The organism is Canibacter zhuwentaonis, from assembly GCF_018531145.1.
In the GTDB taxonomy this organism is placed as follows: domain Bacteria; phylum Actinomycetota; class Actinomycetes; order Actinomycetales; family Microbacteriaceae; genus Canibacter; species Canibacter zhuwentaonis.
Genome location: NZ_JAHDSZ010000001.1, coordinates 336,150 through 358,238, shown reverse-complemented (window position 1 = coordinate 358,238; position 22,089 = coordinate 336,150). Strand labels below are relative to the sequence as shown.

At 52.2% G+C, this 22,089-nt stretch carries 20 protein-coding genes; 17 read left to right on the top strand and 3 right to left on the bottom strand.

The window, feature by feature from the left end; all coding sequences use genetic code 11:
• The first annotated feature begins 13 nt into the window (after nt 1–13).
• The 13 genes from dnaJ (at nt 14) to KJY78_RS01600 (ending at nt 13,121) form a co-directional block, all read left to right on the top strand.
• Nucleotides 14–1,108: a molecular chaperone DnaJ gene (dnaJ, locus tag KJY78_RS01660; RefSeq protein WP_214336767.1), complete on the top strand. Its 1,095-nt coding sequence runs from the start codon at nt 14–16 to the stop codon at nt 1,106–1,108.
• A complete protein-coding gene (locus KJY78_RS01655; protein ID WP_214336765.1) occupies nt 1,109–1,885 on the top strand; it encodes a 16S rRNA (uracil(1498)-N(3))-methyltransferase in 777 nt (258 codons plus the stop codon).
• A 75-nt stretch (nt 1,886–1,960) separates the two neighbouring features.
• Nucleotides 1,961–2,308, top strand: coding sequence for an HIT domain-containing protein (locus tag KJY78_RS01650; protein ID WP_214336763.1), 348 nt, complete (start codon nt 1,961–1,963; stop codon nt 2,306–2,308).
• Nucleotides 2,301–3,248 carry a PhoH family protein gene (locus KJY78_RS01645; RefSeq protein WP_214336762.1) on the top strand — a complete coding sequence of 316 codons (948 nt, stop codon included), beginning with the start codon at nt 2,301–2,303 and terminating at the stop codon, nt 3,246–3,248. Before KJY78_RS01650 ends, KJY78_RS01645 begins: the two co-directional genes overlap by 8 nt.
• Nucleotides 3,245–3,730 carry an rRNA maturation RNase YbeY gene (ybeY, locus tag KJY78_RS01640; RefSeq protein ID WP_214365148.1) on the top strand — a complete coding sequence of 162 codons (486 nt, stop codon included), beginning with the start codon at nt 3,245–3,247 and terminating at the stop codon, nt 3,728–3,730. The genes KJY78_RS01645 and ybeY overlap by 4 nt, the downstream gene beginning before the upstream one ends.
• On the top strand, nt 3,727–5,049 hold the full coding sequence (locus KJY78_RS01635) for a hemolysin family protein (RefSeq protein ID WP_214336760.1): 1,323 nt from the start codon (nt 3,727–3,729) through the stop codon (nt 5,047–5,049). Before ybeY ends, KJY78_RS01635 begins: the two co-directional genes overlap by 4 nt.
• Before the next feature lie 40 nt (nt 5,050–5,089).
• Entirely contained in the window at nt 5,090–5,998 is a 909-nt protein-coding gene (gene era, locus KJY78_RS01630) for a GTPase Era (RefSeq protein WP_214336758.1), read from the top strand.
• Nucleotides 5,998–6,606: a Holliday junction branch migration protein RuvA gene (gene ruvA / locus KJY78_RS01625; RefSeq protein ID WP_214336756.1), complete on the top strand. Its 609-nt coding sequence runs from the start codon at nt 5,998–6,000 to the stop codon at nt 6,604–6,606. The genes era and ruvA overlap by 1 nt, the downstream gene beginning before the upstream one ends.
• Nucleotides 6,607–6,612: 6 nt before the next feature.
• A complete protein-coding gene (gene ruvB / locus KJY78_RS01620) occupies nt 6,613–7,608 on the top strand; it encodes a Holliday junction branch migration DNA helicase RuvB (RefSeq protein WP_214336755.1) in 996 nt (331 codons plus the stop codon).
• Between the two features lie 40 nt (nt 7,609–7,648).
• A complete protein-coding gene (locus tag KJY78_RS01615) occupies nt 7,649–8,017 on the top strand; it encodes a preprotein translocase subunit YajC (protein WP_214336754.1) in 369 nt (122 codons plus the stop codon).
• A gap of 54 nt (nt 8,018–8,071) precedes the next feature.
• Entirely contained in the window at nt 8,072–9,799 is a 1,728-nt protein-coding gene (secD, locus tag KJY78_RS01610; protein WP_214336753.1) for a protein translocase subunit SecD, read from the top strand.
• Between the two features lie 2 nt (nt 9,800–9,801).
• Nucleotides 9,802–10,788 carry a protein translocase subunit SecF gene (gene secF / locus KJY78_RS01605; RefSeq protein WP_214336752.1) on the top strand — a complete coding sequence of 329 codons (987 nt, stop codon included), beginning with the start codon at nt 9,802–9,804 and terminating at the stop codon, nt 10,786–10,788.
• 104 nt (nt 10,789–10,892) lie between these two features.
• Nucleotides 10,893–13,121, top strand: coding sequence for a RelA/SpoT family protein (locus tag KJY78_RS01600; protein ID WP_214336751.1), 2,229 nt, complete (start codon nt 10,893–10,895; stop codon nt 13,119–13,121).
• 64 nt (nt 13,122–13,185) lie between these two features.
• Here KJY78_RS01600 and KJY78_RS01595 read toward each other — a convergent pair whose 3' ends face one another.
• On the bottom strand, nt 13,186–13,776 hold the full coding sequence (locus KJY78_RS01595) for a hypothetical protein (RefSeq protein ID WP_214336750.1): 591 nt from the start codon (nt 13,774–13,776) through the stop codon (nt 13,186–13,188).
• A 124-nt stretch (nt 13,777–13,900) separates the two neighbouring features.
• Nucleotides 13,901–15,127 (bottom strand): DUF349 domain-containing protein, encoded by a 1,227-nt coding sequence (locus KJY78_RS01590; protein WP_214336749.1) that lies wholly within the window; start codon nt 15,125–15,127, stop codon nt 13,901–13,903.
• A 103-nt stretch (nt 15,128–15,230) separates the two neighbouring features.
• On the opposite strand from KJY78_RS01590, the gene KJY78_RS01585 reads away from it, so the two are divergent.
• Both KJY78_RS01585 and rpsD read left to right on the top strand, forming a co-directional pair.
• On the top strand, nt 15,231–16,604 hold the full coding sequence (locus KJY78_RS01585; protein WP_214336748.1) for a replication-associated recombination protein A: 1,374 nt from the start codon (nt 15,231–15,233) through the stop codon (nt 16,602–16,604).
• A 266-nt stretch (nt 16,605–16,870) separates the two neighbouring features.
• Nucleotides 16,871–17,500 carry a 30S ribosomal protein S4 gene (gene rpsD, locus KJY78_RS01580; protein ID WP_214336746.1) on the top strand — a complete coding sequence of 210 codons (630 nt, stop codon included), beginning with the start codon at nt 16,871–16,873 and terminating at the stop codon, nt 17,498–17,500.
• 56 nt (nt 17,501–17,556) lie between these two features.
• Here rpsD and thrC read toward each other — a convergent pair whose 3' ends face one another.
• Complete coding sequence (gene thrC / locus KJY78_RS01575; protein WP_214336744.1) at nt 17,557–18,978, bottom strand: threonine synthase; 1,422 nt, start codon at nt 18,976–18,978, stop codon at nt 17,557–17,559.
• A 139-nt stretch (nt 18,979–19,117) separates the two neighbouring features.
• Between thrC and KJY78_RS01570 the strand changes: the two genes are divergently transcribed.
• Together KJY78_RS01570 and alaS are read left to right on the top strand one after the other, a co-directional pair.
• Complete coding sequence (locus KJY78_RS01570; protein WP_214336742.1) at nt 19,118–19,357, top strand: Z-ring associated ZapG family protein; 240 nt, start codon at nt 19,118–19,120, stop codon at nt 19,355–19,357.
• Nucleotides 19,358–19,419: 62 nt separating this feature from the next.
• Entirely contained in the window at nt 19,420–22,089 is a 2,670-nt protein-coding gene (gene alaS, locus KJY78_RS01565; protein ID WP_214336740.1) for an alanine--tRNA ligase, read from the top strand.

Sequence of the window (22,089 nt, the reverse complement as noted above, 5' to 3'; positions counted from 1 at the left end):
AAGGAGAACACAAATGGTCAATCACTATGAAACCCTCGGGGTCAGCAGGGATGCGAGCGAGCAGGAAATCAAAAAAGCCTACCGTAAGCTCGCTATGAAGCTGCACCCTGATCGCAACCCGAGTCCTGAAGCGGCAGAGCAGTTTAAAGAGGTAACTCGCGCGTATGATGTGCTGAGTGATCCGCAACAGCGCCGCGAGTATGACACGGGCGGATCGCAAGGTGGATTCACCGACCTGGGTGATTTTCTCGGGAATATGTTTGGCGGCGGTTTTGGTTTTGGCGGTGGCGGAACTCCCAATTCGCGCAAACAACCCGGCAATGACGCGCTGATTCAGATGCGAATCGAGCTTGCCGATGTGATCTTTGGCGCAACCCGCGATATTGACATCACAACCGCGGTTGTTTGCGCAAACTGTGATGGGAAGTGTTGCGCGCCCGGTACCACACCCCGCACCTGCGATATGTGCCAGGGAACAGGTCACGTGCGCAGGCAGGTGCGTTCAATTCTGGGGCAGGTTGTGACCAGCAATCCGTGTAGCAACTGCCAGGGCTACGGCACTGTTATTGATAATCCGTGTGGTGACTGTGGTGGGCGCGGCAGGGTGCGCGAAAAACGCACTATTGAAGTGCAGATTCCGTCGGGAGTTGCTGATGGTACCAGGTTGCAGATGCGCGGCGCGGGCGAGGCTGGTCTCGGTGGCGGCACAAACGGCGACCTGTTTATTGAGTTTATGGTGGCTCCTCACGAGCAGTTTAACCGTGACGGCAATGACCTGTTAGCAACCCTGGAAATCCCGCTAACCGCGGCCGTGTTCGGCACGCAGATAACACTGCAGATACTTGACGGAGAGGCGCAAATAACAGTTCCCGAGGGCGTTCAGTCCGGCGATATAATCACCGTCGCAGGGCGTGGTATTACAGAACTACACGGCGAAAAGCGAGGTGATTTAAAGCTGATTGCAAAGGTTATAACCCCTACAAACTTAAACCGTAAACAAAAAGAGCTGCTGCAGGAGTTTGCTAACAGCCTTGACAAACAAAGCACTCGGCTGGGCGCGCACAAGCAGGGTTTCTTTGAAAAAATGCGCAACAAGTTTTTCGGGTAGATGGCGCATTTATACTATGACAGTGGCTTAATAGGCGCACCTATTAAGCCGGGCAAGACCCTTACGCTAACCGGTGAGGAGGCACGTCACGCGGTTACTGTGGCGCGATTGCGCGCCGGTGAGCAGGTTTATCTGGGAGATACCGACGGCAGAATTGCAACCGTACAGGTTACGAAGGTGCTGCCTGGCAAAAATCCGCTGTTTCACGCGGAAGTTCTTAGCGTGCGCACGGTTACAAAGCACCCTGTTGAGCTGGTTTTAGCGCAGGCGCTGGTCAAGGGCGGGCGCGATGAAATGGCGGTGCAGCAGAGCACGGAGTTTGGCGTTAACCAGATTCTGCCGTGGCGGGCGCAGCGCTCTGTTGTGCAGTGGCAAGATTGCGCAAAAGTGGATAAAATGCTCACTAAGTGGCAAAAAATAACGCGAGAGGCATCTAAGCAGTCACTGCGCGCGCGAGTGCCTAAGGTGCACAAACTGCACAGTCCTAAGCAGCTGGCGCAGCTGGCGGCGGATGAGCATACTCTCGTGCTTGTGCTCGATCCGTGGCAAAATCTGCGGCTGAGCAACGAGCTAGTAGGGCTGGGTGAAGCCGGGCTAAAGCATTATTCAAGAATTGTTTTTGCAATTGGTCCAGAGGGTGGCATTACCGAATCAGAATTGCAGCTGTTTGCAGATCACGGCGCGCGCGCTGTGACGGTTGGGGAAACGGTGTTGCGCTCTGCAAGCGCTGCCGCAGCGGCGCTTGCGGTGTGCAACCTTGCGCTGGGGGTGTGGTAGTTAAGCTGTGCCGTGTGACGACTGCGCTTTGGCGCTTAAAAATTACTGTCAGAGGGTGGCACTAGACTTTAGGCTATGAGTAATAAAACTGTTTTTGGGCAAATTGTATCCGGTGAGATTCCCGTTAAAAAACTTGCTGAAACCGATAGGGTTTTGGCTTTTTACGATCAGAATCCGCAGGCTTCCGTGCATATTCTGGTGATTCCTAAAACCACAGAGTACGCAAACGTAACGGAACTGGCTGCGGGTGATCCTGGGCTGCTAGCCGAGATTGTACAGGTTGCTAAAAAACTTGCGACCGTGTACGCTGACGGTGATTACCGCCTGGTTTTCAACAACGGCGCGGGCGCGGGGCAAACGGTATTTCACGTTCACGCACACGTACTAGCGGGAGATCTAACAGAAAGCAGCGCGGGTGGATAAAACCTTCTATCCCGAAATAACACGCTCCGTGTTGTTGTCGGGAGTGCATTTATCCGATCTGCTAGGTGCTAATGAGTCGCTGCTTGGCGAGCTTGAGCGGGCCTATCAGGAGGTTAATTTTCACCTGCGCGATCATTTGTTAACCCTGCGTGGCACGCGCGAAAGCGTTGCTGAGGTTGAGCGTGCAGTACTCGAAATACTCGCCGCTCACAAAACCGCTGCGGCGGTAGATAGTCGCGATATTAAGCAGTTTAAAACGACTTCTCTTGAAAACGGTAAAAAATTGCCGGAATCGATTTTAACCGTGCGAGGGCGGGGAGTACGCCCGCAAACAGCGGGGCAGCGTGATTATGTGAAATCACTTGAAGAGTGTGAAATAGTTTTTTGCGAGGGTCCCGCCGGAACGGGAAAAACATACCTCGCCGTTGCTTTTGCCGTGCGAGCTTTGCAGCGGCGTGAGGTAGCAAAAATTGTTTTAACAAGGCCTGCTGTTGAAGCGGGCGAAAAGCTGGGCTATTTGCCCGGCAGTTTAGAAGACAAAATTGACCCTTATTTGCGTCCTTTGTTTGACGCTCTGGCGGCTATGCTCGATCCTGAAACCGTGGCTAAGCTTGTTGAATCCGGCGCGGTTGAGGTTGCTCCTCTTGCCTATATGCGCGGGCGCACTCTTAACGAATCTTTTATAATTCTTGACGAGGCGCAAAACACGACTGGGGAACAAATGAAAATGTTTTTAACCAGGCTCGGTTACGCCTCGCGCATGGTTATAACCGGTGACAGCTCACAGGTTGATTTATCACACAACATAAGCGGCCTAGCTGATGCAATGCACAAGCTAAGCAATATTCCCGAAATCGGGATAACACATCTCGACGCTGAAGATATTGTGCGCAACAGCTTAGTGAGCCAGATTGTCGCAGCTTATGAGGGCAGGCTGTGACAGAAAATATAACGATTAACGATAACAGCGGCGCTCTGGGTGTTGCAGACGATGCCAGTTACAGCGACTGGCTGCTCCCAGAGCTTGTGAAATACGCCTTTACAAAACTCTTTTTAGACCCGGCAACAGAAGTTGCGATAACCTTTGTTGACGCAGCAGAAATGGAACGCCTACATCTTGCCTGGATGAATCTTGCAGGACCCACTGATGTTATGAGCTTCCCAATGGATCAGCTTGTTCCCGGCACGGCAGGGCAGCTCACGCCGCCGGGGGTACTCGGTGATATTGTGGTGTGCTTTGATGTTGCAAAAGACCAGGCGCTGGCTGCGGATCACGAGCTACAAACAGAGGTGCGGATGCTTATTACCCACAGTTTGCTGCACCTTGTTGGATATGATCATGACACACCCGTTAAAGAGGCTGAAATGTTCGGTTTACAACGCCAGCTGCTAGCCGAGTTTGAACAGGATATAACATCGTGAATCCGCTGTTTGCAGGAATCCTGGTTGTTGTTTCAATAGTGCTTATTTTGCACGCCGGACTGTTGGCAGCCGCTGAGGCAGCATTAAACGTGCGCTCGCGCGCAGAGCTTTTGAAACTCGCAGAGAGCGCCAAAAAAAGTCGTCGCGCAATTGTGCAAATCGCAGAGGATGAAGTATCACACCTGCTGTCGATAGCCTTTGCAAGAATTGCCGGCGAGAGTTTAGCCGCCGTGTTTTTAACGGTTGTCTACACAACCGTGTTCACCAATATTTGGGTTGTTTTAAGCCTGTCATCGCTAACGGTTTTGCTGGCAACATTTGTGCTCGTTGGCACCAGCCCCCGCAGAATCGGGCGTGCCATACCCAGCGGGGTTATCCGCTTAACCGCTCCGTTGGTGCGAGCTGTGCGGGTTATTCTCGGTCCGCTCGCAATTGCAATTATGCGCTTTCACACTGCGGTTCTTAACGGAGGCGTGAGCCAGTTTGAGCGCGAGAGCCTGTCCGGCGACAGTGAGCTGCTGTCGCTCGTTGATCGCGCCGCAGAGCATGACGCGCTCGAGGAAGAAGACCGCGACTATATCCACTCGCTGCTAAAGTTTGGCGACACACCCGTGAGCGAGATTATCGTGCCGCGCACTGATATGAAGACGCTCGAGTATAAAACGGATATTTGCGCGGCTCTTGATACCCTGCTCGCTAACAGAACCTCACGTATGCCGGTGATCACTGAAAATGCTGACGATGTAATCGGGATCATCCACCTGCGCGATGTTGCGGGATTCTTTTTTAGGCACAGCACCGAGGCCGCCACTGTGCCGGTCACCAAGCTGATGCGGCAGGCGTTGTTTGTGCCGGATTTAATGCGTGCGGATGATCTGCTTGCGCAGATGCAGCGCGAAAACAACCATCTGGCGCTAACGGTTGACGAGTATGGCGGTATTTCTGGGCTAGTAACGCTCGAAGACCTGATAGAAGAGCTAATCGGCGATATTTACGACGAGCACGATCGGGCGGATCAGGGCTACACCGAAAACGTCGACGGCAGTTTTAATATTAGTCCGCGCCTGCTGGTTTCTGAGTTGGGAGATTTGTTCGAAATAGAGCTCACCGACGAGGACGTTGACACCGCCGCCGGACTTTTTGTGAAGGAGCTCGGCCGGCTCGCCGAGGCAGATGATTCCGTTGTAGTTGCGGGAATTAAACTCACCGCAACTAAGGTTGACAGGCGTGGCGCGGTGCAGCACATAGTTGCAAAACGCCAAACCGTTGCCGAATTGGCGGTCGCTGATACCGATAAAATAGAAGCGGCAGAGGGCTAGTTTGGCGTGTGCGGTGCTAATTTTACAGAAAGAGATTTCAATGTTAGATAAACATTTACAAAACCTCGATTTTCGCGCGGGTTTTGTAAGCTTTGTGGGCAGACCAAACGTTGGTAAATCAACTCTAACAAACGCTCTTGTGGGGCAGAAAATTGCTATAACCAGCTCCAAACCGCAGACTACCAGGCGGGCAATTAGGGGCATAGTCCACCGGGATTCTGGGCAATTAATTATTGTTGACACTCCCGGTATTCACCGTCCCCGGAAGCTAATTGGAAAACGCCTTAACTCGCTGGTGCAAAGCACTCTTTCTGATGTTGATGTGATCGGAATGTGTTTCCCGGCAAACGAAAGAATAGGACCGGGTGATCGTTTTATTTTTGAACAGCTAGAGCGCTTAAAAAACGCTAAAAAAATTGCGATCGTCACCAAAATTGACCGGGCGAGCAAAAGCCAGATATTTGAGCGCCTACAGGAGGTTAACGAGCTTGGCGAGTGGGCGGAAATTATCCCCGTATCCGCTGTTTCGGGAGAGCAGCTTGAAATACTTGTTTCCCTGCTGCTTAAGCTAATGCCGCTGTCGCCGCAGCTCTATCAATCAACAGTTGTAACAGAAGAGGGAGAGCACGAGCGGATCGCCGAAATAATAAGGGAATCTGCCCTTGAAAACGCCCGCGAAGAGTTGCCACACTCGCTCGCCGTGAGCGTTGAAGATGCCGTCGAGTCTGACACGGGGCTGCTCCACGTTTACGCCACGATTTTTGTTGAGCGCGCCAGCCAAAAAGCAATTGTGATCGGTCACAAAGGCTCTCGTATAAGTCAGATAGGACGCGACTCAAAGCCTCAAATCGAAGAGATTATCGGTCGCAAAATATATCTTGTGCTGCACGTAAAAGTGCTAAAAGAGTGGCAGAACGATCCTAAAATGCTCACCAGGTTAGGATTCTAATGATCTCCGCTCTAACAGGAAACGTGCTCGTGCGAGAGCTTGATTTTGTTGTGCTTAACGTGCATGGAGTGGGCTATCGGGTGGAGGCTCCCGGTAACGTTTTAGCCGCCTGTGAAAAAGGGCAAACCGTTAGCCTGCAAACTCAACTGGTTGTGCGCGAAGACTCTTTAACCCTGTTTGGATTTTTAGATAGCACATCGCTACAGATTTTTAATCTGCTCTTGAGCGTCAGCGGAATTGGTCCGCGGATCGCGCTCGAGGTACTAAACGCAATGAGTGCGGCGCAGATTATTGCGGCCATCAGCGGTGACGACTATAAGCCTTTTACAGCGGTGTCCGGCATTGGTCCAAAGGGAGCAAAGCAGATTGTGCTCTCGCTTGCGAGCAAAATTAGACAGCTGCCGAACACCGCCGCACTCGCAGCTGCCGCGAACTCGCCTAAGAGCGCGAACAGCGCTCTTAGCGCACAGGTTGTAACCGCGCTGACGGGATTGGGGTGGGATGAAACCACCGCGCTTAGTGCTGTTACTGCTGCATCCGCTGCCAGCGTCGAACACAATAGCCAGAGCCTGTTGCGAGCTGCGCTGCAAATTCTGCAACAGAAGTAGGCAAATATGAGCGAACTTTCAGCTGAAATACAGAGTAGCGAAATAAGTTTTGAGGGTGCTCTGCGCCCTAAAAACCTACAGGAGTTTATCGGACAGTCAAAAGTGCGCGGGCAGCTTGACCTGCTTTTGAGCGCGGCGCAACTGCAGCAGCGCAGCCCCGACCACATTCTGCTTGCGGGTCCTCCAGGGCTTGGCAAAACAACGCTCTCGATGATCGTAGCGGCAGAGCTGGGCAAGCCGCTGCACCAAACTTCGGGCCCTGCAATTCAGCACGCGGGCGATCTGGCGGCTGTTTTGAGCGCCCTCAGCGAGGGGGAGGTGCTGTTTATTGACGAGATTCACCGCATGGCGCGTGCCGCAGAAGAGATGCTTTACCTTGCGATGGAAGATTTCAAAATAGACATTATGGTCGGCAAGGGGGCGGGAGCAACCTCCATTCCGCTCGAAATTGCCCCGTTTACGCTCGTGGGTGCAACAACTCGCGCGGGATTGCTGCCCAGTCCGCTACGTGACCGCTTCGGCTTCACCGCGCACCTGGAGTTTTACAGCGACACCGAGCTTGAAGATGTTGTGCGACGTGCCAGTAAACTAATTAACTGCCCGCTGGAGGATGCCGCGCTCGCACAAATAGCGAGCCGCTCGCGGGGCACTCCTCGAATTGCGAACCGACTTTTGCGTAGGGTGCGTGATTACGCGCTAGTGCACGAAACTCCTGCCAACATCGAAACCGTTAATGCCGCGCTCGCGCTCTACGACGTTGACGAAAAAGGGCTGGATCGACTGGACCGTGAGATTCTTATAACACTCATTGAACGCTTTAACGGCGGACCGGTTGGGCTAAGCACTCTGGCAGTTTCTGTTGGAGAGGAGGCCGAAACAATCGCCTCCGTTGTGGAGCCCTTCCTGGTGCGCGCGGGATTGCTCGCTCGCACCCCTCGCGGACGTATTGCAACACCTCTTGCATATAGTTTTTGTGGGATTACGCGACCTAATAGCGTATAGTTGATTAGGTTATCATTTTAACTTAGAAAGGTTACTGCTTATGGATCCGCTTATGCTCATGTTGCTTGTTTTACTCGGTGTTATGATTGTTTTCGCTTTTATCAATGGTCGTAAGCGCAAAAAGGCTATGGAAAAGCTGCGCGAAAATATGAACCCCGGGGTTGAAGTGATGCTCGGATCAGGTATTTACGCCACTATTGTCAGCGTTAACGAAACAACACAAAGGGCTCGCGTCCGCACCGGTGAAGCGGTTATTGAAGTTCACACCGGCGCAATTGCGCAGCTGGTGCCAACCACTAACGCTGCTGATGTTGCGGCGGATGAGTCAGTTGTCGCAGCTGCAGAGACTGGCGACCAGGTTGCAGAGAATAACGCTACTGAAACCCCAAACTCTGCTAACAAGCCATAAGAAATAGCGAAAAATACATAGTTTTTAATCGGTACAAGCAGAAAGTAGAGATAGTTGGCGTCCTCACCAATTGTGAAGAGTGCTAGGCGATCGCTCGGGTGGTTTGCCGCAATTATTGTGGTTTTGATCGGTCTGATCACGCTCGGTGTAACGCGTAACGAAGCAACCCTGGTTCCAAAACTTGCGCTCGACCTGCAGGGCGGCACACAAATACTGTTAGCGCCAAAAAACGTTGACGGTGCCAACGTATCCAGCGAGCAGGTGCAGCAGGCCGTTGCGATTATTAGACAGCGTGTTGACGCGGCTGGCGTGTCCGAAGCTGAGGTTACAACCCAGGGCGGATCTAACATTCTGGTGTCCATTCCTGGTAAAGCTGATGAGGCAACGCTCGCGCGTATTGAAGCGTCTGCACGGCTTGATTTCCGTCCGGTGCTGAGCATCGGTCCGGGACAGACTGCTCCGGAGAAGCCGAAAGACAATCCAGACACTCCTGAGAACGAAGCCGAAGCAGAGCCGGAAAAACCGGCAGAGGCTTCCGGTGAGCTGTATCCTGATCCGCTACCGGAAGGCGCCGGTGATCTTGCCTGGATAACACCTAAACTGCGGCAGCAGTTTTTAGAGTTTCAGTGCACCACGGAGTCTGTTGCAAAGCTGAGCGAGGCTCCTTCGGATCGTCCTTTGATCACCTGTGACGGCACGGGCGTTGTAAAGTATCTGCTGGGTCCTGTTGAGCTCACGGGTGATTCAATCGCTGATGCGTCTGCCTCCGTTGTAACAACCCAGACCGGCGCGAGTACGGGGCAGTGGGGTGTTAATCTGCGCCTTAACGAGGCCGGTACCGAAACATTCGGAAAAATCAGCCAGCGCCTTGTGACACAGCAGGGGCCGCTAAAACAATTTGCGTTCGTGATTGACGGACGTGTGCTGTCTGCGCCGAGTATGAACGGCACAATTCTTGACGGCAGACCGCAGATCACAGGCGGGTTCACGCAGGAAAGCTCTGAAGCGCTAGCGGATCAGCTTAAATATGGTGCGCTGCCGATTAGCTTCCAGGTGCAGAGCCAGGAAGATATTTCCGCAACGCTAGGCAGTAATCAGTTACAGGCGGGTCTGATAGCCGGTATTATTGGTCTGCTGGTTGTTGTGCTGTACTCTATTTTCCAATATCGTGCTTTGGCATCTTTAACTGTGGCGTCACTGCTAGCATCCGCTATTGTAATCTATCTGCTGCTAACATTCTTCTCATGGCGCTACGGCTATCGTCTCTCGCTTGCGGGCGTTACGGGTATTATTGTGGCGATTGGTTTTATTGCCGACAGCTTTATTGTTTACTTTGAGCGTGTGCGTGACGCGCTGCGTGATGGTTTTATAGTGGATCAGGCGGTGCACCAGGGCTGGAAGCGAGCTTTCAGAACAGTGCTTGCTTCTGACGCGATTAACTTTTTGGCAGCGGCGATTCTGTTTGCATTCGCCATTGGTAACGTGCGTGGCTTTGCGTTTACACTGGGTTTGACAACGCTGGTAGACATTATCGTTGTTGCGCTGTTCACTCACCCAATGCTGATGCTTATGGCTCGCACCAATTTCTGGGGTCAGGGTCACCCCGCATCGGGTCTCAATCCGGATATGCTTGGAGCGGTCTACAAGGGTAGGGCGCGATTTGTGAGCGCACCAGCAGCTTCAGAAAAAATTGCGCGCCGCCGTAAAACAAGTGATAAAGAAGCACTGCGCAGGAAAACAATTGCCGAGCGCAAAGCTGCTCTGAAGAGTAAGGAGAGCTAAGAATGGCAAAAAAATCTTTTGGGCAGTTTGGTAACGACCTCTACATCGGCAAAAAGTCGTTTAACTTTGTTGGTAAGCGTAAAACCTGGTATGCCATCGCAATTATTTCAATTGTACTCTCTGTGGCAGCGCCGTTTGTGCACGGTGGCTACTCGCTCGGCATTGAGTTCACCGGTGGTAGCCAGTTCCAGATCCACGTGGGAGCAGATCGCGAACGCGAAACGCAACCGGCTAAAGACGTTGTGCAGCAGATCTTGCCAGGCTCCGAATCACGGGTAACCCTCGTTGGACAGGGCGATGTGCACGTGCAAACAGAACAGCTAGAGGCCAACGAGACCAACAGCCTCGCAAAAGAGCTAGCAAAGGCATATAACGTTGCTGAAGAGCAGGTAACCTCTTCGTTTATCGGCGCGGTATGGGGGCAGGATGTAACCCGTCAGGCACTAATCGCCGTTGGTGTGTTCTTGTTATTTGCAACCATTGTGATGGCGATATACTTCCGCACCTGGAAAATGAGCGTGGCAGCTCTTATCGCACTGCTGCACGACCTCGTGCTAACGGCTGGTGTTTACGGTCTGGCAGGTTTTGAGGTAACGCCGGCCGCTGTTATTGGATTCCTCACAATTCTTGGTTATTCCCTCTATGACACCGTGGTAGTTTTCGACAAGATCCGCGAAAACACGCGTCCGGATGTTATGGGTAAAACTCATACCTTTGCAGAGTCTGTTAATCTCGCGGTAAACCAGACTCTGGTACGCTCGATTAATACCTCGGTTGTAGCGCTGCTGCCAGTTGGTTCGATTCTGTTCATCGGTGCTTTTATTCTAGGCGCTGGCACACTGCGTGACATCGCGCTGTCGCTGTTTATTGGCATTATGGTTGGTGCATACTCGACAATCTTTATTGCCGCGCCAGTTTACTCCCATATGCGAGAGAACGAGCCGGAAATTAAGAAGCACGACACCCAGACCCTGAGCGCGCGGGCATAAGGTTACGACGATAAAGAACGAGCGGATCATCTTCTAGATGGTGCGCTCGTTCTTTATCTTTAATTCTGGTGTATCCTACATATATAAAAAAGAAAGGTGTGTTTATGAACAGCAACAGCGCGCTCAAACGTTTTGTGCCTCGAGTTTTTTCGCGTTCTAACGCACCTGACGCGGTTGAGCGGATGGTAAAAACCGTTAAAGCAACGCACCCTAAAGCGGATATTCCAATGATTATGCGCGCTTACGAGGTTGCGGCAAAAGCGCACACGGGGCAGCTGCGCAAAAGCGGAGAGCCCTATATAACGCACCCCGTTGCGGTTGCACAGATACTTGCTTACCTGGGTGTTTCACCCGTTGTTGTGGCAGCCGGGCTGCTGCACGACACAGTAGAAGACACAGAGTATACGCTTGACAAACTGCGGGCTGATTTCGGAGAAGAAATAGCTCTTCTAGTAGACGGCGTTACAAAACTCGATAAATTGCAACACGGCAACGACGCGCAAACCGAAACAGTGCGCAAAATGATCATCACAATGACCAAAGACATCCGTGTTTTGGTCATTAAACTTGCCGACAGGCTGCACAACGCGCGCACCTGGGGATTCATGCCCATCGAAAAGGCGCGCGCAAAGGCTAAAGAAACCCTTGAAATATATGCTCCTTTAGCGCACCGTTTGGGCATTCAGCCGCTTAAAACAGAGCTTGAAGATCTTTCTTTCGCTGTTATTAACCCAAAGCTCTACGAGGAGATTAAAAACCTGGTGACGCTGCGCAACCCCGGGCGCGAAGAGGTTACTGACAAGGTTATTGCCGCTGTTGAACAGGAGCTGCGATCCGCTAGGATAAAAGGCAAAGTTACCGGGCGTCCAAAAGAAATATATTCTATCTACCAAAAAATGGTTGTGCGCGGGCGTGATTTTGACGATATCTACGACCTGGTGGGAATTCGTGTTATCGTCGATACGGTCGCTGACTGCTACACGGTTTTGGGCGCTGTGCATTCTAAATGGACACCCGTTCCTGGCAGGTTTAAAGACTATATAGCAACCCCGAAGTTTAACCTCTACGAGTCTTTGCACACGAGCGTTTTAGGCCCGGGCGGGCGTCCCGTTGAAGTTCAAGTGCGTACTGAGGAAATGCACCAGCGCGCCGAGTACGGTATCGCTGCGCACTGGAAATACAAGTCACGCCAGTCTGAGGGCAGCAGATCCAAAAAAGAACTAGATATGACGTGGCTCTCACACATTAATGACTGGCAGCAAGAAACCGCAGATCCACAGGAGTTCCTAGACGCTTTGCGCTATGAAATAGGTGCAAAAGAAGTTTACGCCTTCACCCCGAAGGGTAAAATAATTGGGCTCCCAGCTGGCGCAACCCTGGTTGATTTCGCGTACGCGGTGCATACCGAGGTTGGGCACAGGACAATGGGTGCCAAGGTTAACGGGCGGATGGTGTCGCTTGAAACGGTGCTTAAAACCGGTGATGTCGTGCAGATTCTCACCTCAAAAGACCCTAACGCCGGGCCAAAACAAGGGTGGCTGGATTTTGTTAAGAGCAAGCGTGCTCAAAACAAGATCAGGCAGCACTTCACAAAAGAGCGTCGAGCGGACGCGGCCGAGCACGGCAAAGAGTGTATTGTGCGCGAAATCCGCAAACGCAATCTGCCAATACAGCGGATGATTCAGCTCGAAGCGCTGCAGCAGATAGCACTGCAGCTGCACTTTGCCGATATTGAGAAACTCTATGTCGCTATTGGTGAGGGGCAAATCTCGGCTAAATCTGTTGTTGAGAAAACAGAATCGCTGCTCGAGGGTGATAACGTCAGCGATGTTAGTACGGTTGATTTTTCTATCCCCCCGGCAAAACGGAATAATACTCCGGCTGCAGCCGACGGCACCGTGATCGTTGAGGGTGTTAGCGATGTGCTCGTTAAGCTTGCAAAGTGCTGTACCCCTGTTCCGAGCGATGAGATAGGCGGATACGTAACGCTCGGCTTTGGGGTTTCTGTGCACCGCACAGACTGCCCAAACTTTATTGTGCTGCAGCAAAACGCCGGACGCATAACTTCCGTCTCCTGGAGTAAAACCGTTTCTAACAGTGTGTTTACGGTAAATATCAAAATTGAAGCGCTCGACAGGTCGCGCCTGCTGTTTGATATTGCAAACACCCTTTCGGAGCATCATGTAAACATCCTCAACGCTTCGCTTAACACCTCTAACGAGCGCGTTGCAAAAATCCGCTTCACCTTTGAAATGGCCAATCTAACGCATCTAGAACAGGTGCTAAAAGCCGTGCGTAAGGTGAGCGGTGTTTACGACGTTTACAGGGTATAAAGCTCAGCCAGTATTGCTCAGCGCCAGTGCCTTATTGGAAGAGCCGTGGGTAAAAATCCCCAGCTCAGTTCCAAACCAGGTCAATATTACTCAACGCCCGCACCTTATTAGGATGGCGCTTGCTCGCGCACAGCACTCTAACATCCGCGCCGCTCAACCCAAGCTGCAGCGTCAGCATCCGGCAGGCGCGCCGCAGCTTGGGGGTAAACTCAACGGTTAGGGTGTTAAACAGTATGTCGTACAGCGTGCGCATCTGAGTTGTGACTCTAAACCCACCAAAGCTCACAATTTCAGGTGTGCTAAGCCTTGTATGCTTCAGTTCAAACAGGTGCTGCTCACCAAGAGGGGCTAGCTTTTCAGTTTTAATCCGACTCGCCCCGGGCATTGGATTAAGATATATTTTCTGGGGGCAAGTGTTTAACGCACCCCATACCCAGGCTGCCGACTGTGAACAAACAACAACACTGTGCGACAAGTATTTCCCGTAACTGAGCAGGCGTGCAGCGGGACTGATCGGCTCGCTGCTTAACACATACCCAAAACCGCACCTAACAAGTTCACCGCGCCGATGGTGCGCATCCAAAGCGGTCTGTTTGAGCATGTATATTTCCGGCGGGATACTTTTTGCGCCCTGCATTAATGGTTGCTGATTCATGCTACTATCATGCACCATACTGCGGATAATCCGCTACCGGATAAAAATATCTGTGGATAACTTCCTAAAGCTAAGGGACGGTGCAAAACACACCGCCCCTGCTTAATAGCCTACCCGTGATCAATTACCGAGTAATAGCCGCCAACCACTCGCGCTGAGTTTTAAGCTTCTCTTCAAGAGCCGCTTTTTTATTGGTCGGCGCGTTCACAAGCTCAGCTTCAAGCTGAGCTATTGACTCGCTCAGCTGTTTGCTCAGCCCCTCTGTGCGGGCAGCCGGCTCAGGATCTGTTGCCTGCCAGTAATCATCCTCAAGTTTTTTCACGTGAGCTTCGATTTTACGCATCCGCGCCTCAACCTCACGCACCTGATCCCGCGGCACACGACCAATTTCATCCCATTTCATCTGGTATTCGCTCAGAGCCTTACGCGCCTTCTTGTGGTTTGACTCACTGAGCAAGGTTTCCGCTTCCGCCAGCAACTCTTCTTTGCACACAAGATTCTGCTTGAACTCTTCGTCAGTAACAGCCATCTCTTCTTTTAAAGCGTTGTAAACAATGTCACCGGCCGCTTTGAACTTAGCCCACAGCTTGTCTTCGTATTTACGACCCGCGCTGCCTACTTTTTTCCACTCATCAAGCAGTACACGGTACTTTTTAACCCCGTCACCTCCGCTGCCAGCAAGCGCTGCAGCCTGTTTAACCAGGTTCTCTTTGGCTTCACGAGCGAGCTTAAACTTTGCTTCTGTTTTTGCAAAATACTCGCTCTTAGCTTTGTCAAAAACTTTTCTAGCGTCGCGGAAGCGCTTCCAAAGCTGATCAGCCTGCGACTTCGGCAGGTGTGCGCTAGTGCTCTGGTGCGTCTGCCACTTTTCAAACAGCCCCTGCATAATCTTAGAAGTGTCGTTCCACTGCAGCTTCTCGCCGTTATTAACGCGCTGTGCAATCTGCTCCGCTGCCACAACAATTGCCTCACGCTCCTGGAACGCAACCGCCCGCTCCTGCTCGCGTTTCTCACGCTGTTTCGTGGCAAACTCCTGAGCCTTTTCAGACAGCGCATGAACCCGCTTGCGCAGCGCTTCAAGATCACCAACAGCGTGCGGCGCAACAAGCTTCCCGGCTAGTTTCTCAACCGTTTTCGCCACCTGCGCATCCGCTGTTCCCTTCGCAATACGAGCTTCGAGCAGGGTCACCTCGCCCTGCAAATCCGCATAGCGACGCTCGTACAACGCAAGCGCTTCTTCGGGAGTGCCATCTGAAAACTGGCCAACTTCACGCTCTTCACCGTTGTCTTTCACATAAACTGTGCCGTCTGCGTCTACACGACCCCAACGACCCTGGTTAGTTTCAGTCAATTTCGCTCTTTCCATAAATGAGTTGCGCTAGTAACACTGCGTTCTTAACAGTTACAAGTAATTATAACAGCCTGACAGCAAAGCCACCGCTATTATTGTTTTAATGAACACAGCAGCGCTTAGCACACTCGCCACAGCTCCTCTCGCCGTGCGGATGCGCCCGCGATCGCTCGACGAGATTGTGGGCCAGCAGCACCTTCTGCGACCGGGAAGTCCGCTCCGCCAGCTGGAAGCGGATACATCCCGCGCAGTATCTGTTATTCTCTGGGGTCCGCCGGGCACCGGCAAAACCACAATCGCGCAGGCTCTCACGCAATCCAGCGGTCGTAAGTTTGTTGAGCTCTCGGCCGTTACTGCGGGCATCAAAGATGTCCGCGATGTAATGCAAACAGCGCTTACCGAGCGGGATATGTTCAGCGTGCAAACGGTGCTGTTTTTAGACGAAATTCACCGCTTCTCCAAGTCGCAGCAAGATGCCCTTTTGCCCGGAGTCGAAAACGGCTGGGTGACGCTAATTGCCGCAACAACAGAAAACCCCTCTTTTGCTGTTATTGGTCCGCTGCTCTCGCGATCGCTGCAGCTCACACTACAACCGCTCACCGACACTGATTTAGCAACCCTCATTAACCGCGCTGTGAGCTCACCTACCGGGCTCGCTGACAGCGTGCGACTGACGCCTGAGGCGCTCGCCGCAATTGTGCAGCTGTCAGCTGGTGACGCACGCCGCGCGCTAACCTCTCTTGAGGCGGTGAGCAACACCGTACTGGCCAGCGCCGATAGCACGCTAGCGGACGATAACCCTGCAACAACCACCGGCGACCCAGCAACGCGGACAAATAAATCCGCAACAATAACAGCAGAGCACGTCAGTTCCGTGGTTGACCGCGCGCTGCTGCGATACGACAAAAACGGCGACCAGCACTACGATGTGATAAGCGCTTTTATTAAGTCGATTCGCGGCTCCAATCCGGATGCCGCGCTGCACTATCTGGCCCGCATGATAGTTGCGGGCGAAGATCCGCGCTTTATCGCACGGCGCTTGATTGTGCACGCGGCAGAAGATATTGGTATGGCGGATCCGCAAGCCCTCCTAATTGCAAGCGCAGCAGCAGAGGCGGCGCAGCTAATCGGGCTGCCCGAAGCGCGGATCCCGCTCGCCGAAGCGACCATCTATCTTGCTCTCGCGCCCAAATCGAACGCGGTAATCAGCGCGATTGACACGGCAATAGCGGATGTTAAAAGCGGCAGGACCGGGCAGATACCCGCGCATTTGCGTGACGGGCACTATCCCGGCGCGCGCAAGCTCGGTCACGCTGTTGGGTACAGGTATCCGCACGCCAATAGGAGCGCGATTGTGAGGCAGCAGTATTTACCAGATACTCTGCGCGGCATACACTACTACGCGCCCACGCCGCACGGTAATGAGGCGGAGGTTATGGCGCGGTTGCGCAGGATTCGCGAAATTATCGGAGATTAACAACTTGCTGCTAATTTTTTAGCCGCTCTGTGGTAAAGTTTTTAATTGGTCTATTAGTAACTTGCGGTTGTTAATGAATACAAACTTTTAGTTTGCAGGGCAGAGAAGATTATTTTCTGCGCTGGTCGTTTTCTTACAGCTCATGCTGTAAGCAATGTCGCGTGCACACTGCATTAATGTTTTGTGCGGGCATTGCACAGGCCGAGAAAACATTTTGCGCTCCGCGCAAAGCAAAATGCAGAAGATGAATCGAAAGGAATTACGATATGTCAAAAATAACTCGTAGCCGCGCTAAAGTGCGCCAGTCCCGCGCGCTCGGTATTGCGCTAACCCCAAAAGCAGCTCGCTATCTCGAGAAGCGTCCTTACGCTCCGGGTCAGCACGGTCGCACAAAACGTAAAAGTGACAGCGACTATGCTGTACGCTTGCGCGAGAAGCAGCGTCTACGCGCGCAGTATGGCATTCGCGAGAAGCAGCTGCGCATTGTATTCAACGAGGCGCGTCGCCAGCAGGGTCTAACCGGTGAAAACCTGGTTGAGCTGCTCGAAATGCGCCTTGACGCGCTAGTTTTGCGGGCAGGCTTTGCACGCACTCAGGCGCAGGCTCGCCAGATCGTTGTGCACCGTCACATCCTAGTTGACGGCAAAATTGTGGATCGTCCATCGTACCGTGTAAAACCGGGTCAGCTTATCCATGTTAAAGAGCGTTCAGAAGCGCTGGAGCCTTTCCAGGTTGCAGCCGTTGGGGGACACGTTGATGTTTTGCCAGCCGTTCCTGCATACCTTGATGTAACCCTTGACAAGCTAGAAGCTAAACTGGTGCGTCGCCCAATGCGTATTGAGGTGCCAATCACCTGCGAAGAGCAGCTGGTTGTTGAGTACTACTCAGGTCGCTAAATAAAAACTTTAAGCGGGGCGGAAATTATTCTCCGCCCCGCTTTTTATATCCGCTTTTAAACCGCGTTACGCGCTACAAACTTGCGCAGCTCTTTAGAATCCGAATCCATCTCAACAGTGTGCTGCTCCGCCTGCATCATTTCAAGCATTTCAAAGCTGAGCTTAGCGGCAAAACCGAGCGCCTCGTATACTGTGGTTTCAAACTTTTGCGGCTTCGCTGTCTCCATAACGTACATAATCTCACCGCTCTCTTGTACCTCCTGCGCAACTTTTACGCCGTCAGCCGTGTGCGGATCAATTATCACCTTGTAGTCGTTAAATATCTGGCGTATTGTTGTGATTCTATTAGCGTGCCGTGAAACACCGCTCGCAAGCTGATACTCGCCGACAAACTTTGGCAGGTGCGCGCGCAAATCAAGCTCGCCCCTGCGATCAAGCTCCGCAAAAGCCGCAACCAGTTTGGCGGGATCACGGCCGAGCAACTCGTAAATAAACCGCTCAATATTAGATGCTTTAGAAATATCCATAGACGGGCTCGAGGTTATAAAGGTGTCCGCACTTTTGCGAGGTTTATAAACCCCGGTTGTAAACAGTTCGTGCAGCACATCATTTTCATTGGTGGCAATAACCAGCCGATAAACAGGCAGACCGAGACCTTTTGCGAGCATTCCAGAAAACAGATTGCCAAAATTCCCGCTGGGCACGGTGAAAGAAATTTTCGCGCGCTCTTTCTGCGCAGCAGACATCTTGTCAGTAATGCGCAGCCATGCCCAGAAATAGTAAACACACTGCGCGGCCAGACGCACAAAGTTGATAGAGTTCACAACGCCGAGAGAGTACTTCTGTTTGTACTCAAGATCACCGTTTAGCTCTTTAACAAGATTCTGACAGTCGTCAAAAGCCCCGTCAATAACCACATTGTGAATATTTTTAACGTCCAGTGTGTACATTTGCGCGCGCTGAAACGCGCTCATTCGACCCTTGGGGGAGAGCATCACAACGCTCGTGCGGGGCTTGTTTTTGAAAGCGTATTCGGCAGCGGATCCGGTATCGCCGCTCGTAGCCCCGATAATGTTCAGTTTTCCACCGCGCTGTTTGAGCACGTAAGGAATAGCTTCGCCTAGAAACTGCATCGCCATATCTTTAAAAGCGAGAGTTGGTCCCTCTGACAGACCAACTAACCCAAAATTAACTGTAAAAGGCTTAATCGGCACAGTTTCTGCCGCCGCAAACTGCTCCCCGTAGGCGTTTTTTGCGAGTTCTGTCAGATCCGCTTCTGAAATATCATCCCAAAAAATTCCGATCACCTTTGCCGCCAGCTGCGGATAGCTGAGTCCGCGCCAGCTCTCAATAGTTGGTATCGAGAGCTGCGGGAGCTGCTCAGGCACGGTTAATCCACCGTCCGGGGCAAGCCCTTCAATTAGAATGTCACTAAAGTTTGCCTGCCGCAGCCAACCGCGAGTGGATAAAAATTTCATATCTTATATATTGCCACAGCGAGATTGCAGCGGAGCGGATTTCAGCCGACACAGCTCACAGATAGTTCAACATTGTTTACGCAGGTGTGCCCTGTATCATTGCTTTTGTTCTGTACACTTTTAAGAAAGGAAAACAAAAATGCGCAAATTATTTACACTAGCTATAGGTTTCGGAATTGGTTACGTGGTATCACGTTTCACAAAGCGCAACGAGAGCAAAAACAACGCCGGCGAAAACGTAATTGACCGGGTTGTGCAGGCGTACAGCGAGATTCGCGACGCGGTTGTAAACGGCTATTCGGGGGAAGATAAAGACGAAAACGATTTTGGTGTCGATGAAAACACCAAAGCAGCGGATAAATCCGATACCGAGAAATAAGCAAAATCCTTACTCGTTAAGGAGTAAATAACATAAGTAACCGAAAGAAAAGCAGATTTAAGATGCAGACCGCAGAAATACACAAACGCTGGCTTGATTTTTACGACCGTAAAAAACATACCGTTGTGCCATCTGCGCCACTTGTTAGCGACGATCCAACGCTAATGTTTGTTGTTGCTGGAATGGTGCCGTTCGTGCCGTATCTTACGGGCGTTGTGCCGGCGCCGTTTCCGCGTGCAACGAGTGTGCAAAAGTGCATCCGCACAAACGATATTGAAGAGGTTGGGCGCACTCCGCGTCACGGTACTTTTTTTCAAATGTGTGGCAACTTTTCTTTCGGCGACTACTTTAAGCGCGAAGCCATCAGCTTTGCCTGGGAGTTTCTAACGACCACAGAGTCTGCTGGCGGGCTTGGCTTTAGCAGCACAGATCTGTGGGTTACCGTTTACAAAGAAGATAACGAGGCTTATAACCTCTGGATCGAAATTTCAGATCTTCCGGCGGAGCGAATCCAGCGGCTCGACAAAGATACCAACTTCTGGTCAACGGGTCAGCCCGGGCCGGCAGGACCGTCGTCAGAGATTTTCTTTGATCGTGGACCAGCTTACGGTGTTGACGGAGGGCCGGCAACCGACGATGATCGCTACGTCGAAATCTGGAATCTTGTTTTTATGCAGTATCAGATCACCGAGGTTAAGAGCAAAACTGAGTTCACAATTCTCAGCGAGCTGCCGCACAAAAACATTGACACCGGCTTAGGGCTCGAGCGCGTAGCCTTTATTAAGCAGGGCGTTGACAATATGTACGAGATCGACCAGGTGCGTCCTGTGCTAGATCGTGCGGCCGAGATTGCCGGGGTTACATACGGGCAAAACAGCGCCGCTGACGTGCGCTTGCGCGTAATAGCCGACCACGTACGTTCAGGTTTAATGCTCATTGCAGACGGCGTAACCCCGGGAAAAGACGGGCGCGGTTACATTTTGCGCCGACTTTTGCGGCGGATCGTGCTGTCAATGCGCCTGCTCGGAGTTACAAAACCTATTTTCCCAGAGCTCTTCCCGATTTCCCGTGACGCAATGAGCAGCGCATACCCCGAAGTGGCTGAAAAATTTGAGTTTATATCGCGCACAGCTTATGCGGAAGAACAAACATTTTTACGCACGCTCAGCTCAGGACTGCAGCTGCTCTCTAACGCTGTTACAACCGCAACAGACAAAAACAGCAGCTTAATTTCAGGTGACGCTGCATTTTTGTTGCACGACACCCACGGTTTCCCAATCGAGCTAACAAGCGAAATTGCCGCCGAAGCAGGGCTTGAAGTAGACCGACAGGTTTTTGAGACGCTGCTAACTGCACAGCGCGATCGCGCAAAAGCAGACGCCAAAGCTAAAAAGAACCAAAAGGCTGATATCTCTGTTTATCAGTCACTGCGCGCAATGGGTGAAACCGTTTTCCTCGGTTACGAGCAGCTGGAAACCAAAAGTAAAATCCTCGGTATCCTAGTTGACGGTCAGCCCGCTAATTCCGCTACTGCGGGCAGCAGCGCAGAGCTGGTTTTACAGGAAACAACCCTCTGGGCAGAAGCTGGTGGGCAGGCCGCAGATCGCGGCAAAATATACGGCGATTCATTCACCGCAGAGGTGCTCGACGTGCAAAAAACAGTGCCGGGTCTCATCGTGCACACGGTTAAAATCACCGACGGTACGGTCGCCGTTGCAGATAGCGCTTACAGCAGCGTCGACCCCGCGCACCGTTTCGCCGCAGAGCAGGCGCACTCGGCTACCCATATTGTGCACGCAGCACTGCGCGAAGTGCTGGGAGAGCAGGCTCACCAGAGCGGATCTTTCAACAAATCCGGATATATGCGCCTGGATTTCGCGCACAACGAAGCCCTCAGCCTGGACACCCGCACCGAAATTGAAGATATTTCAAACACCGCAATTAACAAGTCTTTTGAAGTAGTAACTCGCGTGCTGCCGCTTAATGAAGCAAAGGCTATGGGCGCAATGTCGCTGTTCAGTGAAAAATACGGCGATACCGTGCGCATGGTCGATATTGGCGGATCGTGGTCGCGCGAGCTGTGCGCGGGCACGCACGTTAAAAACTCGGCTCAGATAGGGCTCATTAATCTCCTTTCCGAAAGCTCTGTAGGGTCGGCAAACAGGCGAGTTGAGGCGCTTGTTGGTTTTGATGCATTTAAGCAGTTTGCAGCAGAACGCGCCCTGGTTACAGAGCTCTCCTCGAGCCTCAAAGCTCCTCGCGCAGCAGTGGTTAGCAGGGTTAGCGAGCTCGCAGCTCAGCTTAAAGCGGCGGAGAAAAAAATCGCCAAGCTCGAAGCTGAAAAACTCGGCGCAAAAGTGCGACAGCTGTTAAAAAGCTTGCAAACAGTCGGCGATGTGCGGTTTATTGCCGCTGATATTGGCATCGTGAGCAGCGCTGACGAGCTGCGCGGCATAGTGCAGCAGCTCCGGTTACAACTGGAAGGCAGCAACGCGGTGGTTGTGTGTTGTGCTGTGCTAGAAAGCAAACCGCTAGTTGCTGCGGCAACCACACAACTCGCGCGCGACAAAAAGTTTAACGCCGGGCAGCTCGTGCGACAGGCAGCGAATATTCTCGGCGGCGGCGGCGGCGGCAAGCCAGATATTGCGCAGGGCGGCGGGCAGGATCCGCAGGCCATTGCAGCAGCACTGCAGGGAGTGCGTGCGCAGCTTACAGAGCAGGCGGCAAACTAG